Raw genomic sequence first — 15,664 nt, 5'->3', positions numbered from 1 at the left:
AGATGAGAGGTATCGGCGGGCTGGCGCCGCGACCGGGCGGGATCAAGCGAGCGGCGACGGCAATGGACAGGCGGCCAGCGCGAGCAGCGATCTCGGAAGCAGCAGCGCCAGCGAAGAGACTCGTTGTGTCCGGCCGACTGTGACGGGGCCGATGAGACGCCGCCACGGGTCTGGGTGAGGGTGGCGATCTGGAGCGGCGCAAGATCCGCTACTTCGAGCAGGGCCTCTCGTCCTGCGAGGGAGCCGCGACTTCGATCGCCATGCTCGGCACCTGGTTCGCCAGTGACTGGCGGGCGATCAACTTCGGGTCGAAGGCCTATCCACGGAGTGCCGAGCCGATCGAGGAAAATGATCTTGGAGCGACCCTGCGATGGCTATCGCCGGTGGTCTTGTCCGACGGGACTACAAACCTATGACATCATTCTGCGACCTTCAAATCCGTTTCTGAGGCGGACTCCGCAAGCAGCAGCTGCTGCCGTCTGGCTTCCTCTCGCTCTTCATCCTCTCGCTCTCCCTCGCGTTGCGCCCTGATGCATAGGACAAAGGTTGCACCTAGAACGGTGAACTTGAACAGCCCGAGCGCGATGGGAACCCAAATCATAGTTTGCCTTCACTTCCAGTTTGGTGTGGCGCCTGCTGAGAAACACGCGTGACTCAAGCGCCGGGCGAGGGCGGACAGACATGCGCGTGGTTGGGAGCTGGCCACCCTCAAGATGAGGCGTGATAGCCATACGGTAAGTGTCGCTTCAAGTCATGATGTTGTGATAATGTATGTATTGAATTGGCATACAAATACAAGGCAGTCTTAAGGAGCTGAAATATTTCACTAAAATCACGATTAATGCAGGAGTTTCAGAGAAGTTAGAGCCATTTTGCCGCACCCTCCTGAGCTACAATGCAGACAATTTTTTGGGAAACTATGTATTGAATGGATGATGGGAGGTGAGGCGCGAGCTGCACCTGATCCGCAGAGATCCACTTGCACGGGCTTTGGCGATCAGTGCGTCGGTGTTGCCGCCCAATCAATATGGGCACAGCCAGGCAGGTCCGCCCTGCGCGGCCGCGACGCGAGGCCTCTCGGGCTTGGTGACTGGACCGCCTTGCGAGCCCCTGATGGATGCCGCGCCGGAGGCGGTAGTGTCGGTCCAGGCGCGCGCCCGGGCGAGACGTTCCAAGGGAAGCCGAAGCGCTTGCCAGGCAGTTTGCGCGCGTGGCCGCAGAATTCGTCCCAGGTCTATGGAGCCGAGACAATTTCTAGTGCAGCAATGGTGCTGCTTGGTGTCAGCGACGTTCTTCAGGCTGAATCTGCGTGCCCGGTGCCTCGGTCCGCTCTTCAAGGGCAAGGCTATGGCATTGCGCCTCGCGAGCGACGGTGACATGGGCAATGATCTTGCCGTCCTCACGCGCCACCAGCGCCTCGGTACCGTTTTGCAGAACCTTGACGGTCTCGCCCTGATCGAGGTTGCCAAGGTAGATGATCTCCCTTGCACGGACGCGGTCGACGGAATTCGACACGCTCTCCGCAAGTCGGGTGAAGCTTACGAAGTAGAGCAGACCAACAGCGTTGAAATCTAGGCTCGGGCTTGGCGTGAGCCTGACGCCCTCGTCGACCCGCTGCCCCCGCAGCGTGCGCAAGACACTCCTTGCCCGCGCATCCAACTCCTTTAACTCGACCCCGGCCTCGGGCAGCATGCAATCGCGCTCCGGCATCGCGCGCACGATCCGGCGATTGGAGCCGGTCTCGTCATGCGTGACGAAGGTCGACAGCATCAATAGCGAGCCGATCACTTGCCCGCCTTGCCGAAACTCGTGACGCGAGCCGATGCAGGCCCCGCCCAAGCTGGCGAGGCGCGAGCGGATGTCGAGTTCGGCGCCGAGCAGGTCTCGCGACCGGGGCAGCTCGATCCGGGTCGCGCAGAAGGCGGCGTAGATAGGGCGGCCATCGGCGGTGCGGAATCCGAATTCTTCCTGTCCCAGCGTCGCCGCGAGCAGCTGCCAATGGATGTCGCCGCAAAAGCCGAGCGCCCATGTCTCGGATAGCCCGTGCGGCGAAAGCTGTTGCATCCCGAGGCGCTGGCGGGTAAGCACCCCCACCCCTGTGGTGTCCACATCCAGCATCAGCCCGCCGCCCGCTGCGCCGCGCCGGCCAGTTGCGCCGCGATCTGCCCGGCGAGGTGACGGCTGTCTTCCTCGATGCCAAGGAAGCGCCCCGAGCCCCAGGTGTTCAGCCAGCCAAGCCCGATGAAATGCAGACCCGGGTGTTCGGTCACGCCGCGGTCGAAGATGGGTTTGCCGCGGGCGTCGAAGACATCCGCCTCGATCCACGAATAGTCGGGACGAAAGCCGATGGCCCAAAGCACCGAGGTGATGCCTGCCTCGGCAAGGTCGATCTCGGTGCGTTCGGCTTGCGGCTTCCAGAGCTTCTCGAAAGTCGGCTCCTCTGGCGCATCGATGCCTTCGCGGGCGATATAGGCATCGATCTGGGTGCGGATGCCGACGTAGGAGCGGTCGGCGTCGTCGAGGTTCTTCGTCAGATCGGGCAGGAATTTCACCGTGGTCCCGTCCATATCCGCCAGAGAGCCATAAAGCTCGACGCCTTGCTCGACGTGGAAGCGGCGCAGGTCGATCTCTTTGCCACCGTCGCGACCCGACATGTAGTGGTTGGTCTGGGTCAGCGCCTTCACCGGGTCGGGGTGCTCGGCGATGGTGATCGCATAGTGCCCGGCGTCATAAAGCCAGTCGGTGGCATCGCGGCCCCGATACTTGCGCGGGCTGCGCGGCGCGGGTCCGACGGCGAGGTGCACGTCGCGTCCGGCGCGGCAGAAATCCTCCATCAGCTGCACGCCCGACTGGCCGGTGCCGACGATCAGCACGCCACCCTCGGGGAACTGGTCGACGTTCCGGTAGTCGACCGAGTGCATCTGGAAGACCTCGGGCGAGAGGTTCTTGGCGTAGGGCGGCTCGATCGGCGTGTCGTAGCCGCCGGTGGCGATCACCACCTGATCGCAGGTACATGTGCCGATCGAGGTCTCGACGGTGAAGCCGCCCTCAGCGTCCGGGACCACGCGGGTCACTTCGACGTTCTCGCGCAGGTTGGGCTGCGCCATCGCGGCAAAGGCGTCGACGTAGTCGGTGATCTCTTCCTTGAGCATGAAGCCGTCGGGATCGGTGCCACCATACTCGCGGTCATAGTGGAAATCGGGCAGGCGGCACTGCCAGTTCGGGGTGACGAGGCAGAAGCTGTCCCAGCGGCTGTTGCGCCACGAATGAAACTTCTCGTGCCGCTCGAAGACGATGCTCTCGATCCCCTTCTTCTTGAGGCAGTAGGCGGTCGACAGGCCTGCCTGCCCGCCGCCGACGATCACCACGGGGATATGCGGGGTCTGGGTGTCTTTCATCGTTTCCATCCTCATTGAGAGATGTGCAGGCAGGCGATCTCGGCGCCCTCCTGATCCTTGAATGTCGCGAGCTTGGCCTCGATCCGGTCGAGCTGGTCCATGGCCGAACTGCAGGCGAAGCCGTACTTGCGCTCCACCCGGTTCGAGGCACGCTCCATGGCGATGCGGGCGCGCTCCAGGAAGTCGGGCACGGGGTAGCTCTGGCCGGGCTCAAAGAGCTCGGCGACGACGCTGGAGGGCGAGTAGAGCTTTTCCTCTGCGCCATCGGGCCAGCGGACGGTCCAGAAGGTTTCAGGCATGTCGGGCTCCAAGATCGAGATATGGGGTTTGCGCGGGGTCCCAGAAGAGGGCGCGTTCGTGGCCGTGCGTGAGGGTTACGGCGGACCCTTCTGTCACGCGCCCAATGGCGCAGGCGTCAATGCCGCGCGCGCAGAAACGGGCGCAGACGGCGTTGGCATTTTCGGGCGCAACCGCCAGCAGGAAGCCGAAGCTGGGGAAGCTGCGCAGCCAGCGCTCGATCGACACGCCCGGCGGCGGGACGAGGGCGGGAAGGTCGATGTCGATCCCGACGCCCGAGCATTCGGCCAGCATCAGCGCGGTGCCGATGATGCCGCCCTGGCTGATGTCCTTGCCGGCGCGGGTCAGCCCGCTTTCGGCAAGTTGCGGCAGCAGCTCAAGATCGCGGCGCAGCCGGTCCGGCGGCGCGTCGAGCGCCGCGCAGAAATTGTCGAAGTTGCGGTAGCTGCCGCGATGATCCACGGCAGCGATCAGCAGATCGCCGGGCGCCGCATTGAAGCTGGTGATCAGCCGCTGCGCCTTGCCAAAGACCGAGGCCGCGAGACCGAGCGCCGGGGCGGAAAGGTTGGTGTGCCCGCCCACCAGCGGCACTCCATAGGCGGCGGAGGCATCGTGCAACCCCTTCAGCAGCGGCGCGGCGGCCTCGCCGCTCGGGGCCCAGATCTGATCGACCACGGCGGCGCTGCGCCCGCCCATGGCTGCGATGTCCGACAGGTTCACCATCACCGCGCACCATCCGGCGAACCATGGATCGTTCTCGATGAAGGCGGGGATGAAACCCTCGCCCGCCAGCAGGTCGTAGCCGCCGTCGTGGGGCAGGGCGGCGGCATCATCTCCCGGGCGACCAGCGCTGGCGGCGGTGAGGCCAAGCGCCCGCGTCGCCCGCGCGATACCCAGCTTCGAGCGGATCGAGGGGTGAGTGCGCAGGCGCTCGGCAAGTGCAGAGATATCGTCCTCGCTCATGTGCGCGGCTCGCGGGTGCGGGGGCGGTGGTACCAGCCGGTGACCGGATCGGCGCAGGGCGGGTAGTGGCCCAGATCCGCTTCCATCTTCATGTGAGGTGTGCCGTGGATTGTCACCTCTTCCAGCGGTCGCCAGCGCAGGCGGCGGAAGAGCGTGACGTTCTGCATCTGCACATGCGCGAGGAAGCGTTCGCAGCCGCGCGCATTGGCGGTGCGAACGGCGAGGCGGATCAGCTCGGCCCCGAGCCGCCCCACGGCGCGGAAGTCGCTGTCCACCGCCAGCCGCGAGCCCCACCAAAGGCGCGGCGCCTCTTCGTGGATGCGCACCGTGCCGACCACCTGATCGGCCTCATGGGCGTAAGTCGACAATGCGACGAGGTGAGTGGCGATGAGGTCGATGTCGTCGCGGTCGTGGGTGGGGAAAATGCCCTGCTCCTCGACAAATACCCGGTGGCGCAGGCCCGCCGCGCCCTCGGCCTCGAAGCGTTTCGAGGCGGCGCGGATGTAATAGCCCGGGCTGTTGAACAGGCGCTGCTCGAGCTCGATCATGCCGAAGCTCCCAAGGCTTTCTCCTGCGCCGTTCCCTCTGCAGGCACCTTCAGTTTCTCATAGCTCGACAGGGCCGAGCAGGCGCCGCATTTGCCGCAGCCCGCCTTCATGTCCGCCGATCGGATCCCGGCTTTTGCGATCATCCGGCCGAGCGGCTGTAGGATCGAGGCCATGAACTCGGACGACGGCGCCGGGTGGCTTTCCAGCGGCGTGCCCGAGATCGGCACGAAGGGCACGACGAAAGGGTAGACGCCCATGGCGCAGAGCTTTTCGCCCATCTCGAGGATCGCCTCACGCGTGTCGCCAAGGCCGGCAAGGATGTAGGTCGAGACCTGACCACGCCCGAATACGTTCACCGCTGCCTCGAAGCTGGCGAAGTATTTCTCCAGCGGAACCGAGGCTTTGCCGGGCATGATGCGCGCGCGCACCTCGGGCGTTACCGCTTCGAGATGCATCCCGAGCGTGTCGATCCCGGCGTCATACATGCGCTGGTGCCAGGCGTCGTCCTCGGGTGGCTCGCACTGGCCTTGCAGCGGCAGATCGACGGCAGCCTTGATCGCCTCGGCACTCTCGCAGAGCACCTTGGCGCCGCGGTCCTTGCCTGCCGGGGTGCCGGTGGTCAGCACCATATGGGTGACGCCATCCAATTCCACCGCCGCCTTGGCAACCTCGGCAAGCTGCGCGGGCGTCTTATGGGCGATGGTGCGGCCCGCCGCGAGGCTTTGCCCGATCGAGCAGAACTGGCAGGTCTTCTTGCGGCTTTCGTAGCGGATGCAGGTCTGCAGCACCGTGGTCGCCAGCACGTCCCTGGAATGCAGCGCGGCGATGTGGCTGTAGGGAATGCCATCCGCGGTCTTCAATTGGTAGAACTTCGCGCGGGTCGGGAAGCGCACGGTCGCCACCTCGGTGCCGTCGCGGGTGACGCGGGCCTCGCCGGTGTCGTCGGGGGCAGAGACCATGTAGGGGCTGTCGAAGCTGGGCGCGGTGTGGACCGGGATCATCACCGTGCGCGCGCCGATGGTGATCGCCTTGTGGTCCGACGGGCCCGCGCCGCCGCGGCGGCTTTCCTGCCCGGCGCGCGGATCGACGAGGCGCATGCCGTGTGTCTGAAGCTCGTTGATGAGCTGGGCGTGATCAAGCATCGGGGCGGCCCTCCTCGGGCTGGGGTTCGGGCTCGGCCATGGACGTGCTATTAGGCGTCACGTGTGCGGCCTCTCTGAAGTGGCGGGTGACGGCGGGGCGGGTGTCATGCACCAGCGACAAAAGCTCGGGCCGGGCGTAATGCCCGACGCTGTCCATCATGCGCTTGCGCTTGGCGACGAGCTTCATGTCGAGATCGGCGATCAAGATGCCTTCGCCTTCGGTCAGCGGCTCGGCGAGGTGGCGACCCTCGGGCGAGATGATGCAGGTCATGCAGCCGCTGCGCATCGCCTTCTGCAGCTTCGGGTCGGGGTGGATCTGGGCGATCTGCTCTTCGGTGAGCCAGCCGGTAGAGTTGACCACGAAACAGCCCGACTCCAGCGCGTGGTGGCGCATGGTGACCTCGATCTGGTCGCGGAAGATGTCGCCCACGAGGCTGCCGGGGTAATGGCCGGCGTGGATCTCCTCGTGCTGGGTCATCAGCGCGTAGCGGGCGAGCGGGTTGTAATGCTCCCAGCAGGCCAGCGCCCCGACGCGGCCCACCTTTGTGTCGGCCACCTTGAGCCCGGCGCCATCGCCCTGACCCCAGACCATGCGCTCGTGGTAGGTGGGGGTGATCTTGCGCCGTTTCAGCGCCAGCGTGCCGTCGGCGTCAAAGATGAGCTGGGTGTTGTAGAGCGAGCCGTGATCACGCTCGTTCACCCCCAGCACCACCACGACGCCGCGCTTGCGGGCGGCATCGGCCACGGCCTGCGTCTCGGGCGAGGGGACAACCACGGCCTCCTGCATCAGTTCCAGATGCGGCGCGCCCTGCTGAACGGGCGGCAGCACGAAGCTGAAATATGGGTAGTAGGGCACGAAGGTCTCGGGGAAGACGATGAACTGCGCGCCTTTGCCCGCAGCCTCGGCGATCGCGTTGAGCACGCGCTCGATGGTGCCGGCGCGGCCCGAGAGGTCCGGGGCGATCTGGACGGCGGCGGCGCGGATGGTGTCGGTTCGCATGGGCTTGCCTCTGCAGACGTCGGAAAAAGGGGCCGGGCCGGGGGGGGCGATTGGCCCGGCGTCCGGGGGCGGAGTGGACGCCCCCGGACGTGGAACACGGCGTTCTCGTCAGACAGTCCAGGTGTCGAGGATCACCGCGTTGGCCTTCTTGTGCAGCAGGATGCAGTCGAGCACGTCCTGCGGCGCTATGGGGGTGATGCCGGGCAGGAGCGAGGGCTCGCCGTGGCCGTAGAGCGCCTGCAGCGCGAAGCGGCAGGCGTAGACCTTGCCTCCTTCACCCATGAACTTGTTGAGGTTCACCGCGAAGTTCTGGTGGCCAGGGAAGGCCTCGTCGCCGAGCGTCGGGAAACCGCGCTGGATGCCAAGGGTCACGCCGGGGCCGTAGAGCAGGATCGACGTCTCATAGCCTTTGCGATTGAGGCGGATTGCATTGAGAATGTTGACGAGGCCGATTGAACCTTCGAAGGCGACGGTGTGGAAGGTCACAAGTGCCTTCTCCCCCTCGTCGGCCTTGACGTCTTCAAAGACCTTTTCCTCGTAGTCGACGAAAAAGTCTCCGTCCTTGTATGCTTCTTTGGTAACCTTGGGCATCTTGCTCTCCATGTCGCTTCGTAGGGGCAGGATGCAGGGCGGTGAGATATGCACTCAATACGCAGTTCAATTTGCATACAATAAACATGGCAATATTCATGCATTTCGCGTAGCATTTACGCGGTTCCCCCTGGCCCTGTGCATTTTGGAGGCGAAACTGTCCTGAGATGATGTGTCATATTCGCGCGACCATCGGGAATTTGCATACAATGACCCTTCAATTTCCAGAATCAATCCGGTAGGGCTGTTGCCCAACAGGAGTGGATGCAGATGATTGATTGGTCCCCGCAGCTGAACGATACAGGAAAGCCTCGCTACCTCGCCATCGCTGACGCGATTGCGCGCGATATCGAGGCGGGCCTTCTGAGCGGCGGGGACCGTCTGCCGCCACAGCGTAGCCTGGCCGCCAGTCTCGGTATCGACTTCACCACCGTCTCGCGCGCGTATTCCGAGGCGCAGGCGCGCGGCTTGGTCGACAGTCATGTCGGTCGCGGCACCTTCATTTCCGAGCGCGCGGCGGCGCCCGCGGCGGATCCCGAGCGCAAGCGCGCGGAGGATCTGTCGATGAACATGCCGCCCGAACCGACAGATCCCGACCTCATAGGCCGCATGAAGGGCGGGCTCGACTATGTGGCAGCCAATCTCGTGGACCTGCTGCGCTACCAGTCCCCCATCGGCTCCGAGCGCGACCGGACTGCCGCCTCGAGTTGGCTCAGCATGCGCGGCATGGTGCCTTCGATGGAACGCATCGCGGTGACGCCGGGCGCACATGCCACCATGGCCGCGATCCTGTCGATCATCACCAAGCCCGGCGACTCAGTGCTGTGCGAGCGTGTCACCTATCCCGGCATCCGCAATATAGCGGCGCGGTTTGGTGTGACGCTTATCGGCCTCAACATGGATGCGGAGGGTGTCACGCCCGAGGCTCTGAGCGCAGCCATCGCCGAGCACCGCCCCAAGGCGCTCTACCTCAACCCGACGCTTCAGAATCCGACCACGCTGACCATCCCGGTCGGGCGCCGGCTGGCACTGGCCGAGGTGCTGCGGGTAGAGGGGCTCACGCTGATCGAGGATGACGCCTATGGCTTCATTCCAGCAAAGTCGCCGGCACCCATCGCGCTCTCGGCGCCGGATCTTACATGGCACATCGGCGGGCTGGCGAAATGCATCGGGGCAGGGCTGCGGCTGGCCTTTACCATCGCCCCTTCGCCGCGCTGTGCCTTTCGGCTTGCGCAGGCGATCCGGGCGCTGTCTGTGATGCCTTCGCCACTGTCGATGGCGCTGACGACACAATGGATCGAGGATGGCACCGCCGACGGCATTCGTCGCTTCATCCGTGCCGAGAGCGCGGCGCGCCAGGCCATCGCCCGCGAAGCGCTGGAGGGGGCCGATTTCCTGTCCGCCGAGAACGCCTTCAATATCTGGTTGACCCTTCCCGAGGGCGCCGGTCGTGCGGATATCGTGGCGCGCATGGCTGGGCGGCATCTGGGCTTGATGCCCTCGGATGCCTTTACCATCGCGGGTCAGCCCGGCGAGAAGCTGCGGGTCTGCCTTGGCGGATCGACAAGTCGCGAGACGCTGCGCGAGAACTTGTACTTCCTCGGAAATGCGCTTGCGCCCAACGCCTTCATGGGCTGAGGGGCGGGGCCTAGAAGCCGTGCATCTCTTTGGCCCACTGGAAGGCGACGAAACCGCCCTTGACCCGCGGCAGCATGAGCAAAGAGAGCGCGACCGCGAGCGCAGAGACGGAGGCTGCCAGCAGGGCAGGGTTGTCCCGCATCCACTCGAACATGACAGGCAGTGTAAATCCGACGAGATGCCCGACGATCAGAATGACCACGTAGGCTGGTCCGTCATCGGCGCGCTGGTGGGTGTAATCCAGGCCGCAGGCCTCGCAGCAGTCGGCAACCTTTAGATAACCCTTGAACAACTTGCCCTCGCCGCACCGAGGGCAGCGGAGTCTCAGCCCGCGTGTGAGCGCGAGCTTCATGTTTCTGTCGGTCGTGGAATGTGTGTCAGTCATGGTTTTCTCCTGATGGCGATTCAGCCAAGCCAGCCCATTTCGGCTGCAAGGGTTTCAAGTCCAAGCGTGAGGGCCTCAATATGGTCGCTGGTGTGACGTGCCGAGCAGATGATCCTAAGGTGTTCCTGTCCGGGGGCGACCTCGGGAGGCAGGACGGGAGTGACCTGAATGCCGTAGTGGTCTCGCAACAGGCTGGTCGCGAGCCGGGTTTGCCTGGGATCGCCCACCTCGATGCAAATCACGTGCGACGATCCAGTCGAGATCGGAAGGCCGAGGTAGGCCAGAGCCGCGCGCAACTCGCGGGAGAGCGCGGCCAGCCTGGCGCGAAGGTCGTCGCGCTTCTGCACCAGACCTATGGCGGTCGGCAGCGCGTCCAGCAGGAAGGCTGGCGGGCACGCGCTTGAGTTGGAGTGGCCTTGCGCCGTGACCAATTCAAGAAGCTGCGCGTCACCGGCCAAATAGCCCAGCGGAAGACCCAGAGAGCCCGGGCCCGCGTTGCAGAGCAGCGAGATACGCTCAGCGCAGCCCTGATCGGTGGCGATACCCGCACCCGAGGGTCCATATGCGCCGCACGCGTGGGTTTCATCAACAATGACGAGGGCGCCGTTGGCTTCGGCGGCGGAGCAAATGTCGGGCAGCGGTGCGATGGAGCCGTCACGCGAACTCACGGTCTCCAGCACGACGAGCACAGGGCGCTCCTTACCCAAGGTCTCAAGTGCATTGACGAGGCTCTCGGGGTCGCTCGGATCGAAGCGTGTTACGGGTAGGCTCGCCCATGCGAGGGGATGCGGCACCGTATCCGAGAGCAGGATGTTGTATGGACCCGCTGCTTCGCGGAGCGCGTGGGCGAGCGAAGTTAGAATGCCGTTGCCGCCGAGGAAGACACGAGCAGCCGGCTGTCTGTGCCAGTGTGCCAGGCACTGTTCCGCAGCGAGCCGGGCAGGGTGTGAGCCGGGAAGTTCTGCTCCGTTTCCCGCGCCGTGAAACTCTACCCCGTCGGAGATTGCGCGATGCAACGCTGACATGCCGGCAGTGCCAAGTGCGTCGCCTGAGGTCCAGAGCGTGACCTTCTGCTTCTCGGCAAGGTCGTCTCCACGCTCGGCCTGGGGGTAGCCCGCGGGTCCGAGCGCATAAGCGCCGGCAGCGCTATCGGATATGGTTTTGGCCATTGGGTGGTGAGCGTGGAATATCATGCCACTCTCCGTGGGGCGACTGCTTCGCCCGCGCGCGACCAGTTCAGCTCCGCACTCACTTGGATGAGCGCGTCTACCAGCTCGCGGATGTGGTGCTCGGTGTGGAAGGGGGTGGGGGTGAGGCGGAGCCTTTCCTGCCCGACGGCGACTGTCGGATAATTGATCGGCTGCGCGTAGATCGAGTGGTCTTCGAGCAGGCGATCGCTGATCGCCTTGCAGAGATGCGCCTCCCCCACAACCAGCGGCACGATGTGGGTGCTTGTCTCAATCACCGGGAAGCCGGCCTGCCGAAGCTCGAGCTTCAGGGTATCCGCAATCTGGGCCTGCTTCTGCCTGAGGTCCTCGCGGGTGCGGACATGCCGGATCGATGCGAGCGCGCCTGCGGCGATGTGAGGGCAAAGCGATGTGGTGAAGATAAAGCTGTTTGCGACGCTGCGGATGACATCTATCAGTGCCTCGGGTCCGGTCACATAGCCCCCGATCACGCCGAAACCCTTTGCCAGCGTACCCTCGATGAGCGTCAGGCGGTGGGCGATGCCTTCGCGTTCAGCAATGCCGCCACCCTGTGGTCCGTAGAGGCCGACAGCGTGAACCTCGTCGAGGTAGGTCAGAGCCCCGTATTTTTCTGCAAGGTCACAAATCTCTCGGATCGGCGCGACATCTCCGTCCATGCTGTAGACGCTCTCGAAGGCGATCAGCTTTGGTCGGTCCGCATCTGTAGCGGCGAGAAGTTCCTCGAGGTGGGCAATGTCGTTGTGGCGGAAGATCCGCTTCTCCGCGCCGGAGCGCCGGATGCCTTCGATCATCGAATTATGGTTCTGAGCGTCTGATAAGATCACGCACCCAGGCAAAACAGACCCGAGTGTGCCGAGTGCCGCAAGGTTTGAGATCCAGCCGGAGGTGAACAGCAGTGCTGCTTCCTTGCCGTGAAGATCGGCAAGCTCTGTTTCCAGTGCGACATGCTGCCGGCCCGTGCCCGAGATATTCCGCGTACCACCCGAGCCCGCGCCGGAGAGGTCCAATGCCTCGTGCATCGCGGACAGAACGTCGGGATGCTGCCCCATGCCGAGGTAATCGTTGCTGCACCACACTGTCACGGTCCGGCTTTCTCCGCCGGACCCGTGCCAGCGCGCCATGGGAAAGGCGCCGGCGATCCGCTCGAGCTGAGCGAAGGTCCGGTAGCGGCCATCCAGCTTCAACTCTTCGAGGAGTTTGGTGAACGGAGTTGCGTCGGTCATGGCTGATCTCCTTGGCGGTGCAGCGCAGGGTGCTTCTGTGGCGAGGTGTATGTACAATAGGCATACAATGCAAGTCTATCCTCATCTTTGATAGCTTGTGTATGGATGCTGAGATGGAGATGGCTTTCCAAAACGCAGGAGGCGGTGAGCGGCTAGCGCGCGGTACAGAAACGAAAAAATCACCTGATCCAGGGGAACTCCTAAATTCTGTGCGCCGCCGAGATCTTGAACTGCGGCGTTTTGAAGCTCCTATGTCGATTGATAGTATGGACGCTAATGCATACTATCCAAGCATTGTATGCATACCGTGAGTCGAAAATGACCTCCTGGCACCCCAGAATTCTCAAGTCATCGAGAAGCAAGTACCTTGGAATCGTCGAGGCGCTGGAGCAGGATATTCTGGAAGGTCGGGTGAAGCCCGGTACGCTCCTCCCATCCCAACGCGCCATAGCGCGGGACTTGTCGGTCGATCTTACAACGGTCACCCGGGCATTTGCCGAGGCGCGCCAGCGCGGCCTGATACGGGCCCGCGCCGGGCGGGGGACATTCGCCCTCTGGCCGCCAGATGCGCCGCAAGTATTCCCTCAGAGCACGAATACATACGTAAAAAGAAAGGTGACTCTCGACCTCGGGATGAACAATCCGCCAGTGGGCCGAACCCACGCGTTCGCCGCGACGCTGCGGCGCGACCTTGACCGCCTGCTGGCTGAGGATCCAAGCGTTTTGGACTACCCGACAGAGGTAGGTCGCGATCTGGATATGCAAGCAGGCGTCAATTGGCTGAAGCAGCGTATCGACAGTGTGCAGCGCGACCGCACCCTCGTCGCTGCCGGAGCGCAGGCTGCCCTGTTCGGGATCTTCCATCTCCTATGCCGACCCGATGACCACGTTTGCGTTCCGAGCCTGGTGTATCCGGGTACGAGGGCCATCATCCGAGATCTGAATCTTGAAGCTGTCGCTTTGGAGCAGGATGAGGAAGGCATTCTACCGGATGCCTTCGCCCAAGCTTGCTGGCGCGGCGACCGCGGGTCTCACCCGATTAAGGCGCTCTACCTCACTCCGGATATCGACAACCCGACAACGGCAACACTGACCGAGCCGCGTCGGACGGCCATTGCAAGGATTGCTCAGACGCATGGCGTCGCGATTGTCGAGGACGCGCCCTACAGCGCTCTCAGACCCAATGGGCCTAGGGCCTTCGCCTCGCGGGTTCCCGAGCTGACGTGGCATGTGGCGACAGTGTCGAAAGTGCTCAGCCCCGCATTGCGTATGGCCTATGTGCTCACGCCTTCCGCAGCGGATGCGCACCGCCTGGCCGGCGTTTTTCGTGCGACGCATTTGAACCCGCCGCCGATTTCCGTAGCGCTGGTGCGGCGCTGGCTCTCGAATGGCTCCGCCGAGATGATTTGCCGCGATGTCGCACAGGAAAATACGGCGCGGCAGCGGATCGCCAGAGCCGCTCTCAAGAGCGGGAGCACAGGCGCCAAGTTCTTCTCGGACCAGGTCGGCCCGCACGGATGGTTGCAGCTTCCCGCCGGGTGGAACTCCGACGCATTCGCCGATGAGGCGCGGCGCGCGGGTGTCATCGTCGCACCAGATTCCGCATTCGCGGTCGGAGAGAGCCGCCGCGATGCCGTGAGGCTGTCTTTCGGAACACCTCGGGACCACGCCTCGCTCAAAGCGGCGCTTGATGTACTCTCCACCCTCCTCTCACAGCCCACCTCCGAAATTCGAGCGGTTGTCTGATGGAGAGCCATGAAACGAAGACCGGTCTACACCGGCGTTGGAAAACTCTCCCGGGCCGTGCCTCCGCGTGCCCCGCAGAGCAGCGCAGTAGTCAGGAAAAAAGGGAGTCCGGCGCATGCTTGGCTTAACAGGGCTCGAACTGGCCCGCGTTCAGTTCGCGTTTACGGTGTCATTCCACATCATCTTCCCGGCGATCACGATCGGACTTGCCAGCTTCCTCGCCGTGCTGGAATGGCGCTGGCTCAGGACCGGTTCTGCGGTCTACCGTTCCCTCTACCAATTCTGGTCAAAGGTCTTCGCGGTCAACTTCGCGATGGGTGTCGTCTCCGGGCTGGTTATGGCCTACCAGTTCGGGACCAACTGGAGTCATTTCTCGGAGTTCGCGGGATCCGTCACCGGACCGCTTCTGGCCTACGAGGTCTTGACCGCTTTCTTCCTGGAGGCGGGCTTCCTGGGCGTGATGCTATTTGGATGGAGCAGGGTCGGACCAAACCTGCACTTCTTCTCCACCGTGATGGTTGCCATCGGCACGCTGATTTCGGCGACTTGGATCCTGGCCTCGAACAGCTGGATGCAGACGCCGCAAGGGTTTGAAATCGTGGACGGCTCCGTCATTCCTTCCGATTGGCTGAAGGTCGTCTTCAATCCGTCTTTCCCCTATCGCTTGGCACACATGGTGACGGCTGCCTTTCTTGCAACGGCGCTTTTCGTATCCGCTTCCGCAGCCTGGCACCTGCTGCGCGGCAATCGATCTGCCGAAGTGCGCAAGATGTTTTCAATGGCGCTTTGGATGCTGCTCATCGTGGCGCCGCTGCAAGCCGTGGTGGGGGATCAACATGGCCTTAACACGCTTGAACACCAGCCGGCGAAGGTCGCGGCGATGGAGGGCCACTGGGAAAACCAGTCGGGAGAAGGCGTGCCGCTGATCCTTTTCGGCTGGCCGGACATGGAAGCGGAGACCACCCGTTTCGCTGTCGAGATCCCACGCCTGAGCAGCCTCATCCTGACCCACAGCTTCGATGGGCAGATCAAGGGCCTGAAAGACTTTGCAAAAGAGGATCGGCCAAACGCCACGATTGTTTTCTGGTCGTTCCGGGTCATGGTCGGGCTCGGCTTCGCGATGATTGGCCTTGCTCTCGTAGGTCTTTGGTTGCGCAAGCGCGGCACACTTTTCGAGAACCGGCTCTTCCTGCGGGCCGCTGTCCTGATGGGGCCTTCCGGGCTGATCGCCATTCTGGCAGGCTGGATCACCACCGAGGTTGGTCGTCAGCCCTGGGTGATCTATGAAATAATGCGGACCCGTGACGCGGTCAGCGACCACTCGACACTCGCCTTGACCACCACCTTGGCGATCTTCGTCGTGATGTACTTCTTCGTCTTCGGCACTGGTGTGTACTACATGCTGCAGCTGATTGGTCATGGTCCGCAGGCCAGCGACCATACAGCCATAGGCGGACGTCCCGCACGGCCGCTTTCGGCGGTCCCGGCTGACCTTCAATCCCACGCTGACCAAAGGGAGTTCTGA

General features: G+C 63.6%; 14 protein-coding genes. 3 read left to right on the top strand and 11 right to left on the bottom strand.

The features are described 5' to 3' along the window. Nucleotides 1–1,281: 1,281 nt before the first annotated feature. From CEW88_RS19680 to CEW88_RS19645, 8 genes are all read right to left on the bottom strand, one after another. The gene (locus tag CEW88_RS19680) at nt 1,282–2,118 is read right to left on the bottom strand and encodes a Pnap_2097 family protein (protein WP_108970078.1); all 837 of its coding nucleotides are present in this window, start codon (nt 2,116–2,118) and stop codon (nt 1,282–1,284) included. After that, the gene (locus CEW88_RS19675; protein ID WP_108970398.1) at nt 2,118–3,398 is read right to left on the bottom strand and encodes an MSMEG_0569 family flavin-dependent oxidoreductase; all 1,281 of its coding nucleotides are present in this window, start codon (nt 3,396–3,398) and stop codon (nt 2,118–2,120) included. The genes CEW88_RS19680 and CEW88_RS19675 overlap by 1 nt, the downstream gene beginning before the upstream one ends. 11 nt (nt 3,399–3,409) lie before the next feature. Continuing rightward, on the bottom strand, nt 3,410–3,697 hold the full coding sequence (locus CEW88_RS19670; protein WP_108970077.1) for an MSMEG_0570 family nitrogen starvation response protein: 288 nt from the start codon (nt 3,695–3,697) through the stop codon (nt 3,410–3,412). Further along, entirely contained in the window at nt 3,690–4,658 is a 969-nt protein-coding gene (locus tag CEW88_RS19665; protein WP_108970076.1) for a sll0787 family AIR synthase-like protein, read from the bottom strand. Before CEW88_RS19665 ends, CEW88_RS19670 begins: the two co-directional genes overlap by 8 nt. Continuing rightward, nucleotides 4,655–5,206, bottom strand: coding sequence for an MSMEG_0567/Sll0786 family nitrogen starvation N-acetyltransferase (locus tag CEW88_RS19660; RefSeq protein WP_108970075.1), 552 nt, complete (start codon nt 5,204–5,206; stop codon nt 4,655–4,657). The genes CEW88_RS19665 and CEW88_RS19660 overlap by 4 nt, the downstream gene beginning before the upstream one ends. Further along, complete coding sequence (locus tag CEW88_RS19655) at nt 5,203–6,348, bottom strand: MSMEG_0568 family radical SAM protein (RefSeq protein WP_108970074.1); 1,146 nt, start codon at nt 6,346–6,348, stop codon at nt 5,203–5,205. The genes CEW88_RS19660 and CEW88_RS19655 overlap by 4 nt, the downstream gene beginning before the upstream one ends. Beyond that, nucleotides 6,341–7,348, bottom strand: a complete 1,008-nt coding sequence (locus CEW88_RS19650) for a Nit6803 family nitrilase (RefSeq protein ID WP_108970073.1) — start codon at nt 7,346–7,348, stop codon at nt 6,341–6,343. The genes CEW88_RS19655 and CEW88_RS19650 overlap by 8 nt, the downstream gene beginning before the upstream one ends. Before the next feature lie 108 nt (nt 7,349–7,456). Next, nucleotides 7,457–7,939 carry an MSMEG_0572/Sll0783 family nitrogen starvation response protein gene (locus CEW88_RS19645; RefSeq protein WP_108970397.1) on the bottom strand — a complete coding sequence of 161 codons (483 nt, stop codon included), beginning with the start codon at nt 7,937–7,939 and terminating at the stop codon, nt 7,457–7,459. 270 nt (nt 7,940–8,209) lie between these two features. Between CEW88_RS19645 and CEW88_RS19640 the strand changes: the two genes are divergently transcribed. Continuing rightward, on the top strand, nt 8,210–9,577 hold the full coding sequence (locus CEW88_RS19640) for a PLP-dependent aminotransferase family protein (protein ID WP_108970396.1): 1,368 nt from the start codon (nt 8,210–8,212) through the stop codon (nt 9,575–9,577). 10 nt (nt 9,578–9,587) lie between these two features. On the opposite strand, the gene CEW88_RS19635 is transcribed toward CEW88_RS19640, so the two are convergent. The 3 genes from CEW88_RS19635 to hemA are packed head-to-tail and all read right to left on the bottom strand — an operon-like array spanning nt 9,588 to nt 12,393. Continuing rightward, nucleotides 9,588–9,962 carry a DUF983 domain-containing protein gene (locus tag CEW88_RS19635; protein WP_108970072.1) on the bottom strand — a complete coding sequence of 125 codons (375 nt, stop codon included), beginning with the start codon at nt 9,960–9,962 and terminating at the stop codon, nt 9,588–9,590. Between the two features lie 20 nt (nt 9,963–9,982). Further along, nucleotides 9,983–11,155 (bottom strand): aminotransferase class I/II-fold pyridoxal phosphate-dependent enzyme, encoded by a 1,173-nt coding sequence (locus CEW88_RS19630; RefSeq protein ID WP_108970071.1) that lies wholly within the window; start codon nt 11,153–11,155, stop codon nt 9,983–9,985. Then, nucleotides 11,152–12,393, bottom strand: coding sequence for a 5-aminolevulinate synthase (hemA, locus tag CEW88_RS19625; RefSeq protein WP_108970070.1), 1,242 nt, complete (start codon nt 12,391–12,393; stop codon nt 11,152–11,154). Before hemA ends, CEW88_RS19630 begins: the two co-directional genes overlap by 4 nt. A 318-nt stretch (nt 12,394–12,711) precedes the next feature. Here hemA and CEW88_RS19620 point away from each other — a divergent pair, with 318 nt between their 5' ends. Continuing rightward, the gene (locus tag CEW88_RS19620; RefSeq protein WP_159099684.1) at nt 12,712–14,139 is read left to right on the top strand and encodes a PLP-dependent aminotransferase family protein; all 1,428 of its coding nucleotides are present in this window, start codon (nt 12,712–12,714) and stop codon (nt 14,137–14,139) included. 115 nt (nt 14,140–14,254) lie between these two features. Continuing rightward, nucleotides 14,255–15,664 carry a cytochrome ubiquinol oxidase subunit I gene (locus tag CEW88_RS19615; protein WP_108970068.1) on the top strand — a complete coding sequence of 470 codons (1,410 nt, stop codon included), beginning with the start codon at nt 14,255–14,257 and terminating at the stop codon, nt 15,662–15,664.

Source organism: Alloyangia pacifica, from assembly GCF_003111685.1.
Classification (GTDB): Bacteria; Pseudomonadota; Alphaproteobacteria; order Rhodobacterales; family Rhodobacteraceae; genus Salipiger; species Salipiger pacificus_A.
The sequence above is the reverse complement of the archived record's forward strand: the minus strand, read 5'-3'. Positions and strand labels throughout refer to the sequence as shown.

What these genes read in the sequence shown, in the direction of transcription:
- CEW88_RS19680 (WP_108970078.1), bottom strand. Translation starts at nt 2,118, where the DNA reads ATGCTGGATGTGGACACCACAGGGGTGGGGGTGCTTACCCGCCAGCGC.
- CEW88_RS19675 (WP_108970398.1), bottom strand. Translation starts at nt 3,398, where the DNA reads ATGAAAGACACCCAGACCCCGCATATCCCCGTGGTGATCGTCGGCGGC.
- CEW88_RS19670 (WP_108970077.1), bottom strand. Translation starts at nt 3,697, where the DNA reads ATGCCTGAAACCTTCTGGACCGTCCGCTGGCCCGATGGCGCAGAGGAA.
- CEW88_RS19665 (WP_108970076.1), bottom strand. Translation starts at nt 4,658, where the DNA reads ATGAGCGAGGACGATATCTCTGCACTTGCCGAGCGCCTGCGCACTCAC.
- CEW88_RS19660 (WP_108970075.1), bottom strand. Translation starts at nt 5,206, where the DNA reads ATGATCGAGCTCGAGCAGCGCCTGTTCAACAGCCCGGGCTATTACATC.
- CEW88_RS19655 (WP_108970074.1), bottom strand. Translation starts at nt 6,348, where the DNA reads ATGCTTGATCACGCCCAGCTCATCAACGAGCTTCAGACACACGGCATG.
- CEW88_RS19650 (WP_108970073.1), bottom strand. Translation starts at nt 7,348, where the DNA reads ATGCGAACCGACACCATCCGCGCCGCCGCCGTCCAGATCGCCCCGGAC.
- CEW88_RS19645 (WP_108970397.1), bottom strand. Translation starts at nt 7,939, where the DNA reads ATGCCCAAGGTTACCAAAGAAGCATACAAGGACGGAGACTTTTTCGTC.
- CEW88_RS19640 (WP_108970396.1), top strand. Translation starts at nt 8,210, where the DNA reads ATGATTGATTGGTCCCCGCAGCTGAACGATACAGGAAAGCCTCGCTAC.
- CEW88_RS19635 (WP_108970072.1), bottom strand. Translation starts at nt 9,962, where the DNA reads ATGACTGACACACATTCCACGACCGACAGAAACATGAAGCTCGCGCTC.
- CEW88_RS19630 (WP_108970071.1), bottom strand. Translation starts at nt 11,155, where the DNA reads ATGATATTCCACGCTCACCACCCAATGGCCAAAACCATATCCGATAGC.
- hemA (WP_108970070.1), bottom strand. Translation starts at nt 12,393, where the DNA reads ATGACCGACGCAACTCCGTTCACCAAACTCCTCGAAGAGTTGAAGCTG.
- CEW88_RS19620 (WP_159099684.1), top strand. Translation starts at nt 12,712, where the DNA reads ATGACCTCCTGGCACCCCAGAATTCTCAAGTCATCGAGAAGCAAGTAC.
- CEW88_RS19615 (WP_108970068.1), top strand. Translation starts at nt 14,255, where the DNA reads ATGCTTGGCTTAACAGGGCTCGAACTGGCCCGCGTTCAGTTCGCGTTT.